The organism is Cellulosimicrobium cellulans, assembly GCF_016921195.1.
GTDB classification, from domain to species: Bacteria; Actinomycetota; Actinomycetes; order Actinomycetales; family Cellulomonadaceae; genus Cellulosimicrobium; species Cellulosimicrobium cellulans_F.
On sequence record NZ_JAFGYF010000002.1, the window covers coordinates 572,981 to 594,166 of the forward strand.

Below are 21,186 nucleotides of genomic sequence, written 5' to 3' on the forward strand. Positions count from 1 at the left end.
CCCGGCCGCAGGTACGCTCCGGCACCCTCACGACGACGTGCCGACCTCCGCCGACCAGCGCTCCATCCGGGACTGCGCCGCGTCGAGGAACGCCGTCTTGTCGCGCGTGTAGTCGTCGTAGTCGTCGGCGTCCGCGTGGCGCTCGGCGAGGCTGCGCTTCGTCGCCTCGTACGCCGCGGCCTCGGCGGGGACGGCGCGCAGCCAGTCGCGGAACGCGACGACGTACGCCGCGAACGGGGAGTCGAGACGCCGGACGTGCAGGATCACGGGCGGCTCGTCGTCGTCACCCGGGCGGGTGAGCAGGCGCTTGGCGTAGAGCTCGGGGGCGGGGTCGGCGCCCGGACGCGGGACGTCCCGGTACACGCCGGGCGAGTCGGGGCGCGCCCCGCGCTCGATCGAGAACCCGAGCGGCCCGAGCGCGGCGGCGAGCTCCGCCTCGGAGGGCAGCGGCGCGACGCGCACCTGGAGGTCGATGATCGGCTTCGCCGCGAGCCCGGGGACGGCCGTCGACCCGATGTGCTCGACGACGACCGGACCCGTGCCGTCGAGGCTCGCGAGGTCGGCGAGCGCGGCGGCGACGCGTTCCGTCCAGCGCCTCCCGGCGTCGGTCCATCGGGGGTCGTGGGCGTCGACGGTCGCTGCAGGCACCCGCGCACCCTACGGCCCGACCCCGCCCCGGGGAGCGCGTACCCGCCGAGACGTGAGAAGCGGCCCGGGAGCACGGCGGTCGGGGGCCACTTCTCACGTCTCGGCGAGCGGGCGCTCGTCGGCGGGTCGGGTCAGTACGTCGTCAGGCCGTGGGCGCGGAACTGGTCGCGCACGCGCTCGGTGAGCTCGGCCGAGGGCGCGGGCGTGTCGTCGAGCTCGTAGGTGCGCCCGAGCGCGTCCCACTTGTCGCGGCCCATCTGGTGGAAGGGCAGCACCTCGACGCGCGTCACCGTGCCGGGCCGGATCGCGTTGAGCGACGCCGCGTACGCGGCGACCTTCTCGACGTTGTCCGGGTCGTCGGTGAGGCCCGGGACGAGCACGAAGCGCACCCAGACCACGGGCGCGTGGCCGGTGAGCCCGCGCTCGGCGATCCGCCGCCCGAACCGCAGGGTCGGCTCGAGGTCGCGGCTCGTCACCTTCTTGTAGGTGTCCGGGTCGCCGGACTTCACGTCGAGCAGCACGAGGTCGGTGTCGTCGAGCATCGCGTCGGTCGCGTTCGCGCCGAGGAAGCCGGACGTGTCGAGCGCGGTGTGCACGCCCATCGCCTTCGCGCCGCGCAGGACGCGCGCCGCGAACGCGGGCTGCATGAGCACCTCGCCGCCCGAGAGCGTGACCCCTCCGTGCGTGGCCCGGAAGACGGGCAGGTAGCGCCGGACGCGCCCGAGGAGCTCGTCCGCCGTGACGGGCCTGCCGTCCTTCATCGCGAACGTGTCGGGGTTGTGGCAGTACAGGCACCGCAGCGGGCACCCGTTGAGGAACACCGTGAGGCGGGTCCCCGGCCCGTCCACGGCGGTGACGAGCTCCCAGGAGTGGACCGAGCCGAGCTCGCCCGCGCGCATCGCCGCGAGCTTGTCGGCCCGGTCCACGTCCGCGACCGTCAGCCCGTCCAGGCCCGCGCCGGCCCGGCGCGCGTGGCCCACGGGCGTGACCGACGCCGCGGGCTCGGCCGCGGAGGCCGGGGTGCCCGGGACGTCGAGGCGCGTGGCGTCGTCGGGCAGGGTGCCCCCGGCGACGCCGCACCCGCGCGACGGGCGAACGGCGGGGCCGGGAAGGGTGACGGTCATGGCCGGCTCCTCGGCGCTCGTCAGAGCGCGCCGTGGAAGGTGCGCGAGAGCACGTCCAGCTGCTGCTCACGCGTGAGGCGGACGAAGTTCACCGCGTACCCGGACACGCGGATCGTCAGCTGGGGGTAGTTCTCCGGGTGGTCCATGGCGTCCAGGAGCGTCTCGCGGTTCAGCACGTTGACGTTCATGTGGTAGCCCTCGGACCCGATGTAGGCGTCCAGGAGGCCGGCGAGGTTGGTGACCTGCTCCTCCGTGGTGCGACCGAGGCCGCTCGGCACGACGGTGTTGGTCAGCGAGATGCCGTCCTGCGCCTCGTCGTACGGCAGCTTGGCCACCGACAGCGCCGAGGCGAGCATGCCGTGCGTGTCGCGCCCGTTCATCGGGTTGGCGCCCGGGGCGAACGGCTCGCCGGCGCGGCGGCCGTCGGGCGTGTTCCCCGTCGCCTTCCCGTACACGACGTTCGACGTGATCGTCAGCACCGACTGCGTCGGCACGGCGTCACGGTATGTCGGGTGCGAGCGCACCTTCGCCATGAACCGCTCGACGAGGTCGACGGCGATGGCGTCGGCCCGGTCGTCGTCGTTGCCGTACGTGGGGTACTCGCCCTCGGTCACGTAGTCGACGACGAGACCGCGCTCGTCGCGGACGACGGAGACCTTCGCGTGCTTGATCGCCGAGAGCGAGTCCGCCGCGACGGACAGGCCCGCGATGCCGCACGCCATCGTCCGCAGCACGTCCTTGTCGTGCAGCGCCATCTCGATGCGCTCGTACGCGTACTTGTCGTGCGACCAGTGGATGCAGTTGAGCGCCTCGACGTACGTCTCGGCGAGCCAGTCCATCGTCGCGTCGAACTTCGCCATGACGTCGTCGAAGTCGAGCACGTCGCCCTCGACGGGCGCCGCCACGGGCGACACCTGCTTGCCCGAGATCTCGTCGCGCCCGCCGTTGATCGCGTAGAGCAGCGTCTTGGCGAGGTTCACGCGGGCGCCGAAGAACTGCATCTGCTTGCCGACCCGCATCGGGGACACGCAGCACGCGATCGCCGCGTCGTCGCCCCAGTGCCGGCGGATGAGCTCGTCCGACTCGTACTGGACGGCCGACGTGTCGATCGAGACCTGCGCGCAGTAGTCCTTGAAGCCCTGCGGCAGCTCCGGGCTCCAGAAGACCGTCATGTTCGGCTCCGGGGCCGGGCCGAGGTTGTAGAGCGTCTGGAGGAACCGGAACGAGTTCTTCGTGACGAGCGGGCGCCCGTCCTCGCCCATGCCGCCGATGGTCTCGGTGACCCACGTCGGGTCGCCGGAGAACAGGGCGTCGTACTCGGGTGTGCGCAGGAACCGCACGATGCGCAGCTTGATGACGAAGTCGTCGATGATCTCCTGCGCCTCGGACTCCGTGATGCGGCCGGCCTCGAGGTCGCGGTCGATGAACACGTCGAGGAACGTCGACGTGCGACCGAGCGACATGGCGGCGCCGTTCTGCTCCTTCACCGCGGCGAGGTAGGCGAAGTACAGCCACTGCACGGCCTCCCGGGCGGTGGTCGCCGGACCCGAGATGTCGTAGCCGTACCCGGCCGCCATCTCCTTGAGCTCGCCCAGCGCGCGGATCTGCTCCGCGTGCTCCTCGCGCTCGCGCACGACCTGCTCGCTGAACGGCTGCGTGTCGAGGCCGAGCTTGTCGAGCTTCTTCGCGGCGATCAGGGCGTCGACGCCGTAGAGCGCGACGCGGCGGTAGTCGCCGATGATCCGGCCGCGGCCGTAGGCGTCGGGCAGCCCGGTGATGATGTGCGAGCTGCGCGCGGCGCGCACGTTCGGAGGGTAGACGTCGAACACGCCCTGGTTGTGCGTCTTGCGGTACTCGGTGAAGACCTTCTTCAGGGTCTCGTCGACCTCGTAGCCGTAGGTCTGGAGCGCGCCCTCGACCATGCGCCAGCCGCCGTTCGGCATGATCGCCCGCTTGAGGGGCGCGTCGGTCTGGAGGCCGACGATCACCTCGTGCGCCTTGTCGATGTAGCCGGGCGCGTGCGCCGTGATCCCCGCGGGCGTGTGGGGGTCGACGTCGTAGATCCCCATCTCCCGCTCCTCGGGGAACATGGCGGAGAGCGTCTGCCAGATGCCCGTCGTGCGCTCCGTGGGGCCGGCGAGGAACGACGCGTCGCCCGTGTAGGGACGGTAGTTGCGCTGGATGAAGTCGCGCACGTCGACCGTGTCGCGCCACGGGCCGTCGGAGAAGCCCTCCCAGGCGGGGACGTGCGCGGTGTCGTGCTGCGGGTCGACGGTTCCCGCCTCGGCCGCGCGGCCGCCGCTCGTCGTGCCGGGTGCCTCGGAAACGCTGGTCATCTGGACCTCCCTCGTGCCTGACGCGCGGGTCCGCGCGCCGGCCGGACCCGCCGGTCCCGCGGGGCCCCGGGTGGAGGCCCTCGGTCGAGGTTCCGACGGGCTCCTTCGCCACCTCCAGGCTAGGTTCGCGACGCTCCTCCCGGAGGGGTTTCGGGGCCCCTGGGGACCTAGGTCCCGACCCGGGCGAGGCCCGGCGCGATCAGCCAAGAACCGCGGTATTCTGCGGTTCTCGAGGGTGGGCACCGGTCCGGCGCCAGCTTCTTGTGATGACCTTCACAAGCCCTCCCCGCCCTCGGCCACCACGTGTCCGGGGCCGTCGTGACGCACGACACGGACGCACGTCACACGCTCGCCCGACGAGGCGACGGCTTCCGTGTGAGACTGCCCGGGTGAAGCGCACCGTAGGGGTCGAGGAAGAGTTCCTGCTCGTCGGCGACGACGGGCACCCGGTCGCCCGGGCCGCGGAGGCCCTGGAGGCGTCGGGCACCGACGAGAAGGGCGGCGGGACCGGCTCGCTCGAGTCGGAGTTCATGGAGGAGCAGCTCGAGACCGCGACGCACCCGCGTCGCGAGCTCGACGACCTCGCGACGGAGATCCGCGAGGGCCGTCGGCGCGCCCAGGAGGCCGCGGACCGCGTCGGCGCCCGGGTCGCCGCGCTCTCCACCTCACCGCTGCCCTTCGAGGGCACGACCGTCTCCCGCCTGCGCTACCTGGAGGCCCGCGCCGCGTTCGGGCTCACGGCGCGCGAGCAGCTCACGAGCGGGTGCCACGTGCACGTCGCCGTCGCGGACGACACCGAGGGCGTCGCCGTCCTCGACCGCATCGGGCCCTGGCTGTCCACGCTCCTCGCCCTGAGCACCAACTCCCCGTTCTGGCAGGGCCAGGACAGCGGATACGCGAGCTTCCGGTCCCAGGTCTGGTCCCGCTGGCCGACCTCGGGCCCGACGCGCGCGTTCGGTACGCCCGAGGCCTACCGGGAGGCGGTCGACGGGCTCGTCGCGACCGGGACGATCCTCGACGAGAACATGGTCTACTTCGACGCCCGGCTGTCGTCGCGCTACCCGACGGTCGAGATCCGCGTCGCCGACGTGTGCCTCGACCCCGACACGGCGACGCTCCTCGCGGCCCTCAGCCGCGGCCTCGTCGAGACGGCGGCACGCGCCGCCGCGGACGGCACCGCTCCCCCGGAGCTGCGCCCCGAGATCCTTCGGACCGCGTCGTGGCGCGCCGGGCGCTCGGGCCTCGAGGAGGACCTCGTCTCGCCTCTCACGTGGCGCCCCGCCCCGGCGCACGACGTCGTCGGCCAGCTCGTCGCGCACGTGCGCGACGCGCTCGTCGACGCGGGCGACCTCGACACCGTGACCGAGCTGCTCGGCCGGCTCTGGTCCGGCGGCAACGGTGCCCAGCGCCAACGGGCGTGGCACGCGGCGTCCGGCGGGGACCTGCGCGCCGTCGTCGAGGAGGCCGTGAAGGTCACGCACTCCTGAGCGACCGCGAGGCGGCCGGTTGCGCTGCGTGGTGCGCCGGCCGGGCGTCAGACGGTGACCGCCGTGCAGGCCGCGAGCGCCCCGAGGGTCGTGGTCGCCACGACGTCGGGCGCGGCGCCGCCCTTCCAGGCCCGGCCGTGCGACACCCACGCGGTCCGCACGCCCGCCGCCTGCCCCGCCGCGACGTCGAGGTGGGCCGCGTCGCCGACCATCCACACCCCGGCGCGCTCGACGTCCTGCGCTCCGACGCGGTCGAGCGCGATCTCGAGCAGGCGTGGGTCGGGCTTGGCGACGCCCTCCTCGTCGGAGACGACGATCGCGTCGACGTGGGGCTCGACCGCGCAGCGGGCGATCTTGCCGCGTTGCTGCGCGGACGTGCCGTTCGTGACGACGACGACCCGGTCGCCGCGGTCGCGCAGGGCGTCGAGGGCGTCGAGCACGCCGGCGTAGGCGCGCACGTGCTCGAGGATGCCGCGGCGGAAGCGGGCCACCACGGCGTCCAGGTCCGCCTCGCCGCCCAGCCGGTCGAGGATGACGCGCGCCACGGCGCGCTTGGGCGCGTGGCCGCCCTGGTCGGCAGCGACGATCGCCGCGAGGTCGGAGGCGTCGCGACCCGCGTGCGCGACTGCCTCGGCCGCCCAGGCGGCGAAGGCGTCGTCGCGCCCGACGAGCGTGTTGTCGAGGTCCAGGAGCCAGATCACGCGCCGGACCCTAGCGCGCCGCGCCGGTGCGCCGCCCCCGCGTCCGCGCCGCGACCACGGCGCCCCGAGGCCGCCGTCGGGCCGATCGCGATCCGCGGCGCTCAGCCGCGCGCGAGGGCCGCGAGCGCGTCCAGCACGTCGCGCGCGACGTCGGCCGCGGTGAGCCGGTACGCCGACGCCACCTGGTCGCGGGTCGCGTGGTCGAGGAACTGCGCAGGCAGCCCGAGCGCGTGCACCGGGGTGCGCACGCCGGCCTCGAGCGAGCGCTGCGCGAGGAGCGCGCCCACGCCGCCGTCCGCGACGCCGTCCTCCACGCTCACGACGAGGTCGTGCTCGCCCGCGAGCTTGACGAGCGCGCTCGGCATCGGCAGGACCCACGTCGGCGAGGCGACGGTCACGTCGACGCCGTGCGCCGTGAGGGACTCCGCCGCGTCGAGCGCGACGCGCGCCATGGACCCGGGCCCGACGAGCAGGACCCGAGCGCGGGGAGCCGCACCCTGCGGAGCGGTCTTCGGCGCCTCGCCCGGCGCGGCGAGCAGGTCCACGCCGTCCACGGTGTCGACGGCGGGGAGCGGGTCCCCGAGCGCTCCCTTGGGATAGCGCACGACCGTGGGCGCGTCGTCGACGTCCACGGCTTCGCGCAGCGCCGTCCGCAGCGTGTCCTCGTCGCGCGGCGCGGCGAGCCGCAGGCCGGGCACGATGCGCAGCATCGCCATGTCCCACATGCCGTTGTGGCTCGCGCCGTCGTCGCCCGTGATGCCCGCGCGGTCGAGGACGAACGTCACCCCCGCCTTGTGCAGCGCGACGTCCATGAGGACCTGGTCGAACGCGCGGTTGAGGAACGTCGCGTACACGGCGACGACGGGGTGCAGCCCTGCGAACGCCATGCCCGCGGCGGACGTGGCGGCGTGCTGCTCGGCGATGCCGACGTCGAACGTGCGCTCCGGGAACGCCTGCGCGAACGGCTTGAGGCCCACGGGCTCGAGCATGGCCGCGGTGATCGCGACGACGTCGGACCGGCGGCGGCCGATCTGGACGATCTCGTCCGCGAAGACGCTCGTCCAGCCGAAGCGCGACGGCGCGACGGGCAGGCCGGTCTCGGGGTGGATCTTGCCGACGGCGTGGAAGCGGTCGGCGACGTCCTGCTCGGCGGGCGTGTAGCCGCGCCCCTTCTCGGTGATCGCGTGCACGATCACGGGCGCCCCGTACGCCTTGGCCCGGCGCAGCGCGTGCTCCATGGCCTCGACGTCATGGCCGTCGACGGGACCGACGTACTTGATGCCGAGGTCCTCGAACATGCCCTGCGGCGCGACGACGTCCTTGAGGCCCTTCTTCAGGCCGTGCAGCCACTCGTACGCGAACCTGCCGGGCGCGCCGGACCGGTTGAGCGTGCGCTTGCCCCACTGCAGGAAGCTCTCGTAGCCGTGCGTCGTGCGCAGCGTGGACAGGTGGTGCGCGAGCCCGCCGATCGTGGGCGAGTAGGAGCGCCCGTTGTCGTTGACGACGACCACGAGCCGCCGGTCCTGGCTCTCCGCGATGTTGTTGAGCGCCTCCCAGGCCATGCCGCCGGTGAGCGCGCCGTCGCCGATCACCGCGACGACGTGTCGGTCGGTGAGGCCGCGCACGACGTTCGCCTTGGCGATGCCGTCGCCCCACGAGAGCGCGGTGGACGCGTGCGAGTTCTCGACGACGTCGTGCTCCGACTCGGCGCGCGACGGGTACCCGGACAGCCCGCCCTGCTTGCGCAGCGCCGAGAAGTCCTGGCGCCCCGTGAGGAGCTTGTGGACGTAGGACTGGTGGCCCGTGTCGAACACGAACGTGTCCGTGGGCGAGGAGAACACGCGGTGCATCGCGATCGTGAGCTCCACGACCCCGAGGTTGGGACCGAGGTGGCCGCCCGTACGGGAGACGGAGTCGACGAGGAACGCCCGGATCTCCGCGGCGAGCTCGCGAGCCTGCCCCGGGGTCAGCCGTTGCACGTCCTCGGGCGAGGTGATCGTGCCAAGCAGGCTCATGCAGATGCTCCGTTCCGTTCCCGTGCGACCAGCCCGACAACTCTAGGCCGTCCGGGCTGATGACCTGCGCAGCGGTGCGCGGGGCGACGGGACCTTCACGCCATTGACCCACACTCCGGCGCCCCACGCACGGACCGCACCCCAGTGGAAGATCACTTCCGCAGTGCGGACACCGGCGGGTGCCGACCTCGTAGGATGAGGGCATGCGCTTCCTGCCCGGCCAGTCCCCCGCGACCGACCTCACGTACGGCGACGTCTTCCTCGTCCCGTCGCGCTCCGAGGTCGCCTCGCGCTTCGACGTGGACCTCTCCTCCGCCGACGGGACGGGGACGACGATCCCGGTCGTCGTCGCGAACATGACCGCCGTCGCGGGCCGCCGCATGGCCGAGACGGTCGCGCGCCGCGGTGGCGTCGCGATCATCCCGCAGGACGTGCCGACCGACGTCGTCGCGGACGTCGTCGCCGACGTGAAGTCCAAGGACCCGGTCATCGAGACGCCCGTGGTCGTCGGCTCGCACGACACCGTCCACACGGCCCTCACGCTCATCGGCAAGCGCTCGCACGGCGCCGCGGTGGTCGTGGACGGCAGGCGCCCGGTCGGCGTGGTCACGGAGGCCGACTGCGCCGACGTCGACCGCTTCACCCAGGTCCACCAGGTCATGACCACCGACCCTCTGGTCCTCGACGCCTCCGTCCTCGACGGCGGTCGCGCCGGGCTCGAGGCGGCCTACGACCAGCTCCACACGGCGCGGCTCAAGGTCGCGCCCGTGACGCGCGACGGGGCGCTCGTCGGCGTCCTCACGCGCAAGGGCGCGCTGCGCTCGTCCGTCTACGCACCGGCGCTCGACGGCCAAGGACGCCTGCGCGTCGGCGCCGCCGTCGGGATCAACGGCGACGTCGCCGCCAAGGCCAAGGAGCTCCTCGCGGCCGGCGTCGACGTGCTCGTGGTCGACACGGCGCACGGCCACCAGGCGAAGATGCTCCAGGCGCTCGACGCCGTGCGTTCCGTCGGCCCGGACGTCCCCGTGGTCGCGGGCAACGTCGTCACGGCCGACGGCGTGCGCGACCTCGTCGCCGCCGGCGCGGACATCGTCAAGGTCGGCGTGGGACCAGGCGCCATGTGCACCACGCGCATGATGACGGCCGTCGGTCGCCCCCAGTTCTCCGCCGTCCTCGAGTGCGCCGCCGCGGCGCGCGAGCTCGGCAAGCACGTGTGGGCCGACGGCGGCGTGCGCCACCCGCGCGACGTCGCCCTCGCGCTCGCCGCGGGAGCCTCGCAGGTGATGATCGGCTCGTGGTTCGCCGGCACGTACGAGTCGCCCGGCGACCTGCACGACGACGGCACCGGCCGTCTCTACAAGGAGAGCTTCGGCATGGCGTCGGCACGCGCCGTGGCCGCGCGCACCGCGGGCGGCTCGCCGTTCGACCGCGCGCGCAAGGCCCTCTACGAGGAGGGCATCAGCTCGGGCCGCATGTTCCTCGACCCGCAGCGCCCGGGCGTCGAGGACCTGCTCGACCAGATCACGTCGGGGCTGCGCAGCTCCGCGACCTACGCCGGCGCGTCGAGCCTCGCGGAGTTCGCCGACCGCGCGCTCGTGGGCATCCAGTCGGCCGCGGGCTACGAGGAGGGCCGCCCGCTCCCGGTGAGCTGGTGACCACCGCCCCAAAGGGCTCGCGCCCGTCCGCGCGCGACCAGCTCGCCGCGCTCGCGCGTGACGGCGGCGCGTGGCCCGAGCCGTGGCGCCACGCCGTCGGCGCCCTGCGCGACGACGCCCGCGGCGCCGCCGTGCTCCTGCTGTTCGGCGCGCTCGACCGCGTCCCGGCGGAGCACGCCGCGGCGTCGGTGCCGCGGGACCTCGACGTGCTCCTGCTCGCGCGCGCCGCGACGCTCGGCCACCACCCCGGCCAGGTCGCCTTCCCCGGAGGTCGGCTCGAGCCCGACGACGACGGCCCGGTCGGCGCGGCGCTGCGCGAGGCCGAGGAGGAGACGGGGCTCGAGCCCGACGGCGTCGACGTGCTCGGCACGCTCGGCGAGCTGCCCGTGCCGGTGAGCAACCACCTCGTGACGCCGGTCCTCGCGTGGTGGTCGCGCCCCACGCCGGTCCGCGCGGTCGACGCGGCGGAGTCCGCGCACGTGTTCCGCGTCCCGGTCGCCGACCTCCTCGACCCCGAGCGGCGTCGCACGGTGACCGTCCGCCGCGAGCGCCGGGTGCACAAGAGCCCCGGGTTCCTCGTCGAGGCGGACGGGCGCGAGCACCTCGTCTGGGGGTTCACGGGCGGCATCCTCGACGCCCTCTTCGACCGGCTCGGCTGGACGGAGCCCTGGGACCGCAAGCGCACGCTCGATGCCCCGCTCTGACCCGGCGGCGCGCTCGCGTCAGGAGGGCTCGTGCGCCGACGGGCCGGAGAGCCGGCGGCCGAACCCGGGGTCGTCCGTGAGGGTCGCGTACGAGCGGCGCACGACCTCCTCCAGGACGCCGAGGTCGACGGCGTCGAGGTCCTTCACGTAGACGCAGCCCTTGCCCACGGTGTGCGGACCGAGGCGCTCCAGGAGCGCGGCGTGGGCGTCGACGCCGTCCATGAGGTACACGGTCGTCGCGGCCTTGCGCGGCGAGAATCCCGCCGCCGCCATGTCACCCTCGCGTCCGCTGGCGTAGCGGTAGTGGTACGTGCCGAACCCGACGATCGACGGACCCCACATCCGCGGCGGCTCCCCCGTGACCCGACCCATGAGCTCGACGAGCCGGAGCGCGTCGCGGCGCCGCACGGGATGGTCCACGGACCCGAGGAACTCCTCGACGTCGGCGCCGGTGGGCTGGGTCGTGCTCTCGCTCGCCATGCCTCAGTCTCTCGCGGTGGCGGCGCCGCGTGCGAGATCGGCACTCGCCTGCGCGTTCGGCGGCCGCGACCGCCGATCTCGGCACGAGATGCCGATCTCGTCGCACGCCGTCCGCCGGGTACCCGGAGACGACGACGGGGCGCCCACCTCGAGAGGTGAGCGCCCCGCCGGGCGTGCGTGCGTCGTCGGGCAGTGCCCGGCGCGCTACCGGTGGCTCACGCCACCAGGGAGCGCAGCACGTACTGCAGGATGCCGCCGTTGCGGTAGTAGTCCGCCTCACCGGGCGTGTCGATGCGCACGACGGCGTCGAACTCGACGCTCGTCCCGTCGGCCTTGGTCGCGGTGACCTTGACGGTCGCCGGCGTGGTGCCCTCGTTGAGCGCCGTCACGCCGGCGATGTCGAACGTCTCGGTGCCGTCGAGGCCGAGCGACTCGGCGTTCTCGCCCGCCGGGAACTGCAGCGGGAGGACGCCCATGCCGATGAGGTTCGAGCGGTGGATGCGCTCGAAGCTTTCCGTGATGACCGCCTTGACGCCCAGGAGCGCGGTGCCCTTGGCCGCCCAGTCGCGCGACGAGCCGGAGCCGTACTCCTTGCCGCCGAGGATGACGAGCGGAGTCCCCTGCGCGGCGTAGTCCTGCGCGGCGTCGTAGATCGTGTCCTGCGCGTTCTTGACGAAGTTGAACGTGTACCCGCCCTCGACGCCGTCGAGGAGCTGGTTGCGCAGGCGGATGTTCGCGAACGTGCCGCGGATCATGACCTCGTGGTTCCCGCGGCGCGAGCCGTAGGAGTTGAAGTCGCGACGTGAGACGCCGTTCTCCGCGAGGTACTTGCCGGCGGGCGAGTCCACCTTGATGGCGCCCGCGGGGCTGATGTGGTCCGTGGTCACCGAGTCGCCGAGCTTCGCGAGGACGCGCGCCCCGGAGATGTCCGTGACCGGCGCCGGCTCCATGCCCATGCCCTCGAAGTACGGGGGCTTGCGCACGTAGGTCGACTCGGCGTCCCAGGCGAACGTGTCGCCCTCGGGCGTCTCGAGCGCACGCCAGCGGTCGTCACCGGTGAAGACGTCCGCGTAGTCCTTGGTGAACATGTCGCGGTCGATCGACGCGTCGATCGTCGCCTGGACGTCCTCCGGGGACGGCCAGATGTCCTTGAGGAAGACCGGCTCGCCGTGCGGGTCCGTGCCCAGGGGCTCCGCGTCGAAGTCGAAGTCCATCGTGCCCGCGAGCGCGTACGCGATGACCAGCGGGGGCGACGCGAGGTAGTTCATCTTCACGTCGGGGTTGATGCGCCCCTCGAAGTTGCGGTTCCCGGACAGCACCGAGACGACCGACAGGTCGTGCTCGTTGACCGTCGCGGAGATCTCGTCCGCGAGCGGGCCCGAGTTGCCGATGCACGTCGCGCAGCCGTAGCCGACCAGGTGGAAGCCGAGCTTCTCCAGGTACGGCCAGAGGCCCGCCTTCTCGTAGTAGTTCGTCACGACCTGCGACCCGGGGGCCATCGAGGTCTTGACCCACGGCTTCGACGCGAGCCCGCGGTCCACCGCGTTCTTCGCGAGCAGCGCCGCCGCGAGCATGACCGACGGGTTCGACGTGTTGGTGCACGACGTGATCGAGGCGATGACGACGTGGCCGTGGTCGAGCTCGGTCGTCGTGCCGTCCTCGAGCGTGACCGGGACGACCTTGTGCGGACGCTTCGCGCTGTCGGCGTGCCCCGGCGCGACCGGGTGGTCCGACTCGTTGTCGTGCGCGGCGGCGGCGATCGGGTCGGACGCGGGGAAGGTCTCCTCGACGGACTCGTCGAGGCCCGTGAACGGCGCGGCCTCGCCGGCGTCGACGTAGTCGAGGATCGCGGAGGCGAACGACTCCTTCGCCTCGCCGAGCTCGATGCGGTCCTGCGGGCGCTTGGGCCCGGCGATCGACGGGACGACCGTCGAGAGGTCGAGCTCGAGGTACTCCGAGAACACCGGCTCGACGTAGCTGTCGGACTCGGGGTCGAGCCACAGGCCCTGCTCCTTGGCGTACGCCTCGACGAGCGCGAGCTGCTCGTCGCTGCGGCCCGTGAGGCGCAGGTAGTCGATCGTCACGCCGTCGATCGGGAAGATCGCGGCGGTCGAGCCGAACTCGGGGCTCATGTTGCCGATCGTGGCGCGGTTCGCGAGCGGCACCTGGGCCACGCCCGCGCCGTAGAACTCGACGAACTTCCCGACGACGCCGTGCTGACGCAGCATCTGGGTGATGGTGAGCACGACGTCGGTCGCGGTGACGCCCGCGGGGATCGAGCCGTTGAGCTTGAAGCCGACGACGCGCGGGATGAGCATCGAGACGGGCTGGCCGAGCATGGCCGCCTCGGCCTCGATGCCGCCGACGCCCCAGCCGAGCACGCCGAGGCCGTTGACCATCGTCGTGTGCGAGTCGGTGCCGACGCACGTGTCCGGGTAGGCGCGCAGCACGCCGCCGACCTCGCGGGTCATGACCGTGCGAGCGAGGTACTCGATGTTGACCTGGTGCACGATGCCGGTGCCCGGGGGGACGACCTTGAAGTCGTCGAAGGCCGTCTGGCCCCAGCGCAGGAACTGGTAGCGCTCGTGGTTGCGCTGGTACTCGAACTCGACGTTGCGCTCGAACGCGTCCGAGCGGCCCGCGACGTCGATCTGCACCGAGTGGTCGATGACCATCTCGGCGGGGGCGAGCGGGTTGATGCGCGACGGGTCGCCGCCGAGCTCGGCGACGGCCTCGCGCATGGTGGCGAGGTCGACGACGCAGGGCACGCCCGTGAAGTCCTGCATGATCACGCGCGCGGGCGTGAACTGGATCTCGGTGTCCGGCTGCGCGTCCGGGTCCCAGGACGCGAGCGCGCGGACGTGGTCCGCGGTGATGTTGGCGCCGTCCTCCGTACGCAGGAGGTTCTCGGCGAGGATCTTCAGGCTGTACGGGAGGCGCTCGACACCCTCGACGGCGGACAGGCGGAAGATCTCGTACGAGTTCTCACCGACCTCCAGCGTTCCCTTCGACCCGAACGTGTCGACGCTGCTCACTCGTAGCTCCTTCGTGGCGAGACGGTGGCACGGATGCCATGGTTCAGGGGGCTTCGCCCAGCCTACGCCGGGCCGGCGCGCCGCTCAGGCCGGGTCCGGAGGACCGCCCTGGCGGTGGTCGGCGGCTCGTCCACGACCCGCTGCGACCTGCACCGTGACCAGCATACCCCATATATCTTGACGTCAAGATATATGGCCGCCGGCCCGCGCGAGCGCGTCGTGCCCACGGTTCCCGGCTCAGAGGTCGCAGTCGCAGAGCAGGTTGAGCTCGACGACCTGCTCGCCCTCGTCGGGCCGCGCCCAGGCCTCCGCCTCCGCGCGCGACGCGAAGCTCCGCCCCGCGAGCCGCCCGTTCGCCATCAGCACGCCCACGCCCACGACGTCCCGGACGTCGTCCGAGGCATGGGCGGTCGGCGCTTCCGTCGCAGCAGCCACCGTCGTCGACCCGCTCGTGCTCGTCACGCCCCTCACCGTCCCGCTCGTCCGATCGTCTCTCCATCCTCCTCCCCGGTCCCGGATCGGCGCACCCGGGTTCGCACGGGGCCGCCCGGCACCGGCGACGTCAGCGCGCGAGGACGGCGACGGCCTCGAAGTGGTGGGTGTGGGGAAAGAGGTCGAACGCGCGCAGGGACGCGAGCCCGTAGCCGTGGCCTGCGAGGTAGGAGACGTCGCGCGCGAGCGCGGCGGGGTCGCACGCGACGTACACGACGCGGGACGGGTTCCGCCCCGCCACCGCGTCCACGACGGCCCGGCCCGCGCCGACGCGTGGGGGGTCGAGCACGACGACGTCGGCGCCGGCCCGGTCCTCGGCGAGCACCTGCTCGACCGGCCCGTGGTGCAGCTCGACCTGGGCGAGCCCGTGCGCGTTGCGCCGCGCGTCCCGCACCGCCCGCTCGTCCCCCTCGACGGCGACCACGGATCCCCTGCCGCCGACCGCCTCGGCGAGAGGGGACGTGAACAGCCCCGCGCCGGAGTAGAGGTCGAGCACGCGCGCTCCGTCGACGTCACCCACACCGTCGAGCACCGCGCGCGCCAACGTGGCCGGCGCTTCGCGGTGCACCTGCCAGAATCCGCCCGCCGCGACGCGGTACTCGTGCTGCTGGTCACCGAGGACGACGCGCTCGGTCACGCTGCGGCGTGCGTTGGGACGCTGGTCGGGCGAGCCCGACCGCCACGGCTCGCCGTCCACGAGGAGGACCGGCGCCGAGCCGACGGGAGCGACGAGCTCGATCCGCGTTCCCGGACGCCAAGTGCGCGTGAAGACCTTCTCGCGCGCCGCGAGCTCCGCGACGTCCTCGGTGGCCAGCGGCATGCTGTCGAGCGCGACGACGTCGTGGGACCGGAAACGGTGCATGCCTGCACGGCCCGTGCCGTCGGCGACGAGGTCCACGCGCGTCCGATAGCGGAGCCCGCCGCGCTCGTCGTCGCCCGGTAGACCCTCGACCTCTACCTGAAGGTTAGCCTCGTCGAGGTCCACCTTCCCGAGCCGGTGCAGCTGCTCGGCGAGCACGTCCCGCTTCCAGCGGCGCTGCGCGTCGAACGCCACGTGCGCGAGCTCGCCGCCGCCGACACCGCCGGGGCCCGCCTCCGGCCACACCGAGGGGACACGGTCCGGCGACGCCTCGAGGATCTCGACCGCGTCCGCGCGCCAGAACTTCGCCGCGTCACCGCCCTCCGTGACGCGGGCGCGCACACGCTCGCCGGGCAGGGCGTGCCGGACGAAGACCACGCGGCCGTCGTGCCGCGCCACGCAGTGGCCGCCGTGCGCCACCGGGCCGACCTCGAGCTCGACCTCGACCTCAGGTCGAGGGTCGACACGCGGGCTCTGCCGGGTCGCCCGCTCGCCGCGGCGCCGCGCGGGGCGCCGCTGACCGCGCCCCGCGCGGCGGTCGGCGGAGGGGTCGGACGGTCGGTCGGAGGGCACGGCAGGACCACGCGAGGAGGACGGCATGCCCCCAGTATCCCGGACGTCCCGCGGCCCACCCACCGGGAGCAGGACGCGGGCCCGGTCCCGGCGTCGGAACCGGACCCGCGGCACGTGGCGGCCGAGCGCGGGTCAGTACCCGGTGAAGCGCTGGCGGAACCCCTCGCCCTCGAGCCCGGTCTGCCCTTCGGTGGAGGAGAGCTGCCACGGGACCGACGCGACGACGACGCCCGGCGTGAAGAGCAGGCGGCCCTTGAGCCGCAGCGCGCTCTGGTTGTGCAGCAGCTGCTCCCACCAGTGGCCCACGACGTACTCGGGGATGTAGACGACGACGAGGTCGCGCGGGGACTCCCGGCGGACCGAGCGGACGTAGGACAGCACCGGGCGCGTGATCTCGCGGAAGGGCGAGTCCAGCACGCGCAGCGGCACCGGGAGGTCGAGCGCCTCCCACTGCCGCATGAGGTCCTCGACGTCCTCGGCGTCCACGCCGACGGTGACCGCCTCCAGGACGGACGGGCGCGAGGCCCGCGCGTACGCGAGCGCCCGCATCGTCGGGCGGTGGATCTTGGAGACGAGGACGATCGCGTGGACGCGGCTCGGCAGGGCGCGCGCGGCCGCCGCGTCGTCGCCGAGCGCGAGCTCGTCCCGCACCGTGTCGTAGTGCTTGCGGATCGACTTCATGAGCACGAACACGAGCGCCATCGCGAGGATCGCGATCCACGCGCCGTGCGTGAACTTCGTGATGAGCACGATGACGAGCACGGTCCCCGTCATCGCGAGGCCCACCGTGTTCACCACGCGCGAGCGCCGCATGCGCGACCGCTCGCGCGGCTGGCGCTCCGTACGCAACGCCCGCGTCCAGTGCCGCACCATTCCGAGCTGGGAGAGCGTGAACGACACGAACACGCCGACGATGTAGAGCTGGATGAGGCGCGTGACCTGCGCGTCGAACGCCCAGATGAGCACGATCGCGGCGACGGCCAGCGTGATGATGCCGTTGGAGAACGCGAGCCGGTCGCCGCGCGTGTGCAGCTGGCGCGGCAGGTAGCCGTCCTTCGCGAGGATCGAGCCGAGGACGGGGAAGCCGTTGAACGCGGTGTTCGCCGCGAGCACGAGGATGAGGCCCGTCACGGCGGACACCACGTAGAAGAGCACGGGAGCCCCGCTGAACACCGTCTCGGCGAGCTGCCCGATCACCGGGTGCTGCACGTAGTCCGCGGGCAGCGGCTGCCCGTTCAGAGAGAGCTGCGTGTGCGGGTCCTCCGCGTAGTGCACGCCCGTCGCGCGCGCGAGGAAGAGGATCGAGAGCATCATCACGGCCGAGATGCCGCCCAGGAGGGCGAGCGTCGTGGCGGCGTTGCGCGACTTGGGCTTGCGGAACGCGGGCACGCCGTTGCTGATCGCCTCCACACCGGTGAGCGCCGCACACCCGGACGCGAACGCGCGTGCCACGAGGAACGCCCCTGCGATGCCGATGAGACCCTGGTCGAACCCGCTCTCCGCCGTGAGCTCGAACTCCGCGCTCTCGGCCGCGCCGAGGTTCCCGGTGACGTACTGGAAGAACCCGACGACCGCCGTCGTGCCGATGGCGAGCATGAAGAGGTACACCGGGATGGCGAAGAACGTCCCGGACTCCTTGACCCCGCGCAGGTTGACGAGCGTGAGCACGACGACCAGGCCGATCGCGAAGGCGGCCTCGTGGTCGCGCAGCGCGGGGATCGCGCTGGCCGCGTACTGCGCCCCCGAGGAGATCGAGACGGCGACCGTGAGCACGTAGTCGACCATGAGCGCCGACGCGACGCCCACGCCCGCGGTCGGGCCGAGGTTGACGGTGGCGACCTCGTAGTCGCCACCGCCCGACGGGTAGGCGCGCACGTTCTGCCGGTACGACGCGACGACCGTCAGCAGCACGACCACGACCGCGAGGCCCACCCAGGGCGAGATCATCGTCGCGCTGAGGCCCGCGATCGCGAGCGTCAGGAGGATCTCGTCCGGGGCGTACGCGACGGACGACAGCGCGTCGGACGCGAACACGGGCAGCGCCACGCGCTTGGGGAGCAGCGTGTGCCCCAGGTGCTCGCTGCGGACAGGCCGCCCGAGCAGCAGCCGCTTCGCGGCATCAGCGATCTCCGACACGAGGCCTCATGCTATGCCCGACGGCGTCCGGTCGCGCTGGTGCGCGCCCGGCGGCCCGGCGAGCGGTAGCGTTCGGTGCGTGCACTTCGTCATCATGGGCTGCGGCCGCGTCGGCGCGACGCTCGCCCAGTCGCTCGAGTCGAGCGGCCACTCGGTCGCCGTCGTCGACCAGAACCCCGACGCGTTCCGGCGCCTCCCGGCCGAGTTCACCGGGAAGAAGGTGACCGGGGTCGGCTTCGACCGCGACACGCTCGTGCAGGCCGGCATCGAGGACGCCTACGCGTTCGCCGCGGTCTCCGACGGCGACAACTCGAACATCCTCTCCGCGCGCGTCGTGCGGGAGACGTTCGGCGTCGAGAAGGTCGTGGCGCGCATCTACGACCCGCAGCGCGCGGAGATCTACCAGCGCCTCGGGATCCCGACGGTCGCGACCGTGCGCTGGACCGCGGACCAGGTGCTGCGCCGCATGCTCCCGTTCGGCGCGACCGACGAGTACCGCGACCCGTCCGGCCGCGTGCGCCTCGCGCAGGTCGACTTCCACCCCGACTGGGTCGGGCGCACCGTCCGCGCCATCGAGGACGCGACAGGGGCGCGCGTCGCGTTCGTCAGCCGCTTCGGCGACGGGGTCCTCGTCACCGACCGCACCGTCCTGCAGGAGAACGACGTGCTGCACGTGCTCATGGACGACGAGCAGGCCGCCGTCGTCGAACGCAAGCTCACCCACGCACCGAAGGTCGAGGCCGAGTGATGCGCGTCGTCATCGCCGGGGCGGGCTCCGTCGGCCGCTCGATCGCCCGCGAGCTCCTCAGCCACGACCACGAGGTCATGCTCATCGACAAGCAGCCGGCAGCCATGCGGGTCGCCCAGGTGGCGGAGGCGGACTGGCTGCTCGCCGACGCGTGCGAGCTGTCGTCGCTCGCCGAGGCCAAGGTCGACGAGTGCGACGTCATCGTCGCCGCGACGGGCGACGACAAGGCGAACCTCGTCGTGTCGCTGCTCGCCAAGACCGAGTTCGGCGTGCCGCGCACGGTCGCGCGCGTGAACAACCCGAAGAACGAATGGATGTTCGACGAGTCGTGGGGCGTGGACGTCGCCGTGTCCACGCCGCGCATCATGACGGCGATGGTCGAGGAGGCCGTCGCCGTCGGCGACCTCGTCCGCATCTTCACGTTCCACCAGTCCGGTGCCGACATCCTCGAGGTCACCCTGCCGCCGAGCTCGCCGCTCGTCGGCCACCGCGTCGGCGAGGTGAGCTGGCCCCCGGACACCGTGCTCGCGGCCATCGTCCGCGGCACACGACCGATCGCGCCGAGCCAGGACGACACGCTCGAGGTCGGGGACGAGCTCCTGCTCGTCACGGGCAACGAGGCGGACGAGGGCGCGCTCGGGCGGCTGCTGGCGGGCGAGCCGGAGGCGGAACCGACCGTGCCGGACGCGCCGGTCGAGGCGCCCGAGGCGACCGACGGCGTCCTCTGAGACCGCCCGTCCCCCGGGGTCCTCGCGCGGAGGCCCTCGTGCCTAGGCCGTCGGCTGCGGGGACACGGTGGCGTGCGGCCGGCGCACGAGGATCCACGTGAGCCACAGGACGAGCGCCCACAGCGGGATGCCCATGACGAGGCGCGCGGTGCCGAGCCAGCCGACGTCACCGTCGAGGTAGAGCGGTACCTGGACCGCGAGCCGGGCGGCGAACAGGCCGATCCACAGCCACGTCGCGGCGGTGTACCGGCGCATCAGCGCACGGTCCGACCGCCAGGAGCGGGCCCAGCGGGCGAACGCGCCGGGCTCGGCGGCGTCCGCGTCGACGGGTGCGCCGGCGGGCGTCGGGGCCGCCGCGGGCTGCTCGGCCGAGGCGTCGACCGCGCTCGGGGACGGGTCCGCCGTCGTCCCGGCCGGCCCGGACGCCGCCCCCGTGCCGAACCCGCTGCGGAAACCCTCGACCACGAGGCCGACGAGCGGCCAGCGGGCGAGGACGGAGACGAGGAGCGCGACGAGGTAGGCGGCGTTGGTCCACAGGCCCCACGCGAAGTAGTCCTGCGCCTCGCCCGACCGCCACGCCCAGATCACGCCGATGCCGACGCCCAGGAGTCCGCCGAACGCCTGGGTCACGGGAGTGCGCTGGACCAGTCGCGCCGCGACGGCGACGAGCGCTGCCGCGACCGAGGTCACGAGCGCCCACCGGAGGTTGGTCGTGGCGACGTAGACGACGACGAAGACGAGGCCCGGGGCGACGGACTCGACGAGCCCACGCACCCCACCGATCGCGTCGGCCACGGAGAAGTCCTGCCCGGCGAGCGCGCGGACACCCCGGGCGCGGCCGTCCTCGGGCGCCGCGACGTCGTCGACGACCGTCTCCGCGACGTCGGCCTCGTGCGCGAGACCGTCCCGGGCGTGCCCAGGGTCCGGACGCCCCTCCGCGGGGCCGCCGCTCGCGTCGCTGCTGCTCGTCATCTCGTGGCGTCCTCGGTGGCTCGGGGGTCGGTCGGCTACGGTCCGGGCGCGTGGCCCGGGTCGGCCTCTGCACGTCCGCTGGATCGTACGGCACCGCCGCGCGTCGGCGGGAGCGAGGTCACTCCCCCGGCTTGGCGAGGAGCTCGTAGCGCGGGTTGAAGATGGTGCGGCGCCCGTCGACGTCGCACACGAGCCCCTCGACGAGGGCGCGTCGGCCGGGCTCGATCCCTGCGATGCGGCGGCGGCCCAGCCACACGAGGTCCACGACGCCCGACCCGTCGAACAGCTCGACCTCGACCGTCGGGACGCCCTCGCGCGGACGCAGCACCACGGACCGCAGCACGCCGGAGATCTTGGCGCGGCGGCGGTTCGGCAGCTCGGAGACCGCCCGACAGCCCTTCTGCCGTGCCGCCTCGGAGCGCTCCTCGTCGGCGGCGAGCTCCTCCTGGGAGGCGAGGGCGGTGCGCCAGGCGTCGCGCAGGGTGGGGGTCAT

17 protein-coding genes are annotated in these 21,186 nt (G+C 73.3%); 5 read left to right on the forward strand and 12 right to left on the reverse strand.

Annotated elements, in window-relative coordinates; translation table 11 throughout:
* Positions 1 to 27 precede the first annotated feature (27 nt).
* The 3 genes from JN535_RS07630 to pflB all read right to left on the reverse strand — a co-directional run bounded on the left by JN535_RS07630 (position 28) and on the right by pflB (position 4,108).
* Positions 28 to 648, reverse strand: a complete 621-nt coding sequence (locus tag JN535_RS07630) for a GrpB family protein (protein ID WP_205204459.1) — start codon at positions 646 to 648, stop codon at positions 28 to 30.
* A gap of 131 nt (positions 649 to 779) precedes the next feature.
* Entirely contained in the window at positions 780 to 1,772 is a 993-nt protein-coding gene (gene pflA / locus JN535_RS07635; RefSeq protein WP_205204461.1) for a pyruvate formate-lyase-activating protein, read from the reverse strand.
* A 20-nt stretch (positions 1,773 to 1,792) separates the two neighbouring features.
* A complete protein-coding gene (pflB, locus tag JN535_RS07640; RefSeq protein WP_205204463.1) occupies positions 1,793 to 4,108 on the reverse strand; it encodes a formate C-acetyltransferase in 2,316 nt (771 codons plus the stop codon).
* Between the two features lie 389 nt (positions 4,109 to 4,497).
* Here pflB and JN535_RS07645 point away from each other — a divergent pair, with 389 nt between their 5' ends.
* A complete protein-coding gene (locus JN535_RS07645) occupies positions 4,498 to 5,595 on the forward strand; it encodes a carboxylate-amine ligase (RefSeq protein ID WP_307868373.1) in 1,098 nt (365 codons plus the stop codon).
* Between the two features lie 47 nt (positions 5,596 to 5,642).
* On the opposite strand, the gene JN535_RS07650 is transcribed toward JN535_RS07645, so the two are convergent.
* Together JN535_RS07650 and dxs are read right to left on the reverse strand one after the other, a co-directional pair.
* Positions 5,643 to 6,296 (reverse strand): HAD family hydrolase, encoded by a 654-nt coding sequence (locus JN535_RS07650; RefSeq protein WP_205204467.1) that lies wholly within the window; start codon positions 6,294 to 6,296, stop codon positions 5,643 to 5,645.
* A 101-nt stretch (positions 6,297 to 6,397) separates the two neighbouring features.
* Positions 6,398 to 8,311 carry a 1-deoxy-D-xylulose-5-phosphate synthase gene (gene dxs, locus JN535_RS07655; protein WP_205204469.1) on the reverse strand — a complete coding sequence of 638 codons (1,914 nt, stop codon included), beginning with the start codon at positions 8,309 to 8,311 and terminating at the stop codon, positions 6,398 to 6,400.
* 203 nt (positions 8,312 to 8,514) lie between these two features.
* Between dxs and JN535_RS07660 the strand changes: the two genes are divergently transcribed.
* Positions 8,515 to 9,966 carry a GuaB1 family IMP dehydrogenase-related protein gene (locus tag JN535_RS07660; protein ID WP_205204471.1) on the forward strand — a complete coding sequence of 484 codons (1,452 nt, stop codon included), beginning with the start codon at positions 8,515 to 8,517 and terminating at the stop codon, positions 9,964 to 9,966.
* Entirely contained in the window at positions 9,960 to 10,670 is a 711-nt protein-coding gene (locus JN535_RS07665; RefSeq protein ID WP_205204753.1) for an NUDIX hydrolase, read from the forward strand. Before JN535_RS07660 ends, JN535_RS07665 begins: the two co-directional genes overlap by 7 nt.
* A gap of 18 nt (positions 10,671 to 10,688) precedes the next feature.
* On the opposite strand, the gene JN535_RS07670 is transcribed toward JN535_RS07665, so the two are convergent.
* The 5 genes from JN535_RS07670 to JN535_RS07690 form a co-directional block, all read right to left on the reverse strand.
* Positions 10,689 to 11,150, reverse strand: a complete 462-nt coding sequence (locus JN535_RS07670; protein ID WP_205204473.1) for a DUF1801 domain-containing protein — start codon at positions 11,148 to 11,150, stop codon at positions 10,689 to 10,691.
* Between the two features lie 215 nt (positions 11,151 to 11,365).
* Complete coding sequence (locus tag JN535_RS07675) at positions 11,366 to 14,185, reverse strand: aconitate hydratase (protein WP_205204475.1); 2,820 nt, start codon at positions 14,183 to 14,185, stop codon at positions 11,366 to 11,368.
* Between the two features lie 237 nt (positions 14,186 to 14,422).
* A complete protein-coding gene (locus JN535_RS07680; RefSeq protein WP_240200681.1) occupies positions 14,423 to 14,647 on the reverse strand; it encodes a hypothetical protein in 225 nt (74 codons plus the stop codon).
* Positions 14,648 to 14,747: 100 nt separating this feature from the next.
* Positions 14,748 to 16,136: a class I SAM-dependent RNA methyltransferase gene (locus JN535_RS07685; protein ID WP_205204477.1), complete on the reverse strand. Its 1,389-nt coding sequence runs from the start codon at positions 16,134 to 16,136 to the stop codon at positions 14,748 to 14,750.
* 105 nt (positions 16,137 to 16,241) lie between these two features.
* Positions 16,242 to 18,245 (reverse strand): APC family permease, encoded by a 2,004-nt coding sequence (locus JN535_RS07690; protein WP_205204479.1) that lies wholly within the window; start codon positions 18,243 to 18,245, stop codon positions 16,242 to 16,244.
* A 94-nt stretch (positions 18,246 to 18,339) separates the two neighbouring features.
* Between JN535_RS07690 and JN535_RS07695 the strand changes: the two genes are divergently transcribed.
* Both JN535_RS07695 and JN535_RS07700 read left to right on the forward strand, forming a co-directional pair.
* Positions 18,340 to 18,993 (forward strand): potassium channel family protein, encoded by a 654-nt coding sequence (locus JN535_RS07695; RefSeq protein ID WP_205204758.1) that lies wholly within the window; start codon positions 18,340 to 18,342, stop codon positions 18,991 to 18,993.
* Positions 18,993 to 19,721 (forward strand): potassium channel family protein, encoded by a 729-nt coding sequence (locus JN535_RS07700; RefSeq protein WP_205204481.1) that lies wholly within the window; start codon positions 18,993 to 18,995, stop codon positions 19,719 to 19,721. The genes JN535_RS07695 and JN535_RS07700 overlap by 1 nt, the downstream gene beginning before the upstream one ends.
* 42 nt (positions 19,722 to 19,763) lie before the next feature.
* Here the strand turns inward: JN535_RS07700 and JN535_RS07705 are convergent, their stop codons facing one another.
* Together JN535_RS07705 and JN535_RS07710 are read right to left on the reverse strand one after the other, a co-directional pair.
* On the reverse strand, positions 19,764 to 20,693 hold the full coding sequence (locus JN535_RS07705; RefSeq protein WP_205204483.1) for a DUF3159 domain-containing protein: 930 nt from the start codon (positions 20,691 to 20,693) through the stop codon (positions 19,764 to 19,766).
* 118 nt (positions 20,694 to 20,811) lie between these two features.
* Positions 20,812 to 21,186, reverse strand: a complete 375-nt coding sequence (locus JN535_RS07710) for an OB-fold nucleic acid binding domain-containing protein (protein WP_205204484.1) — start codon at positions 21,184 to 21,186, stop codon at positions 20,812 to 20,814.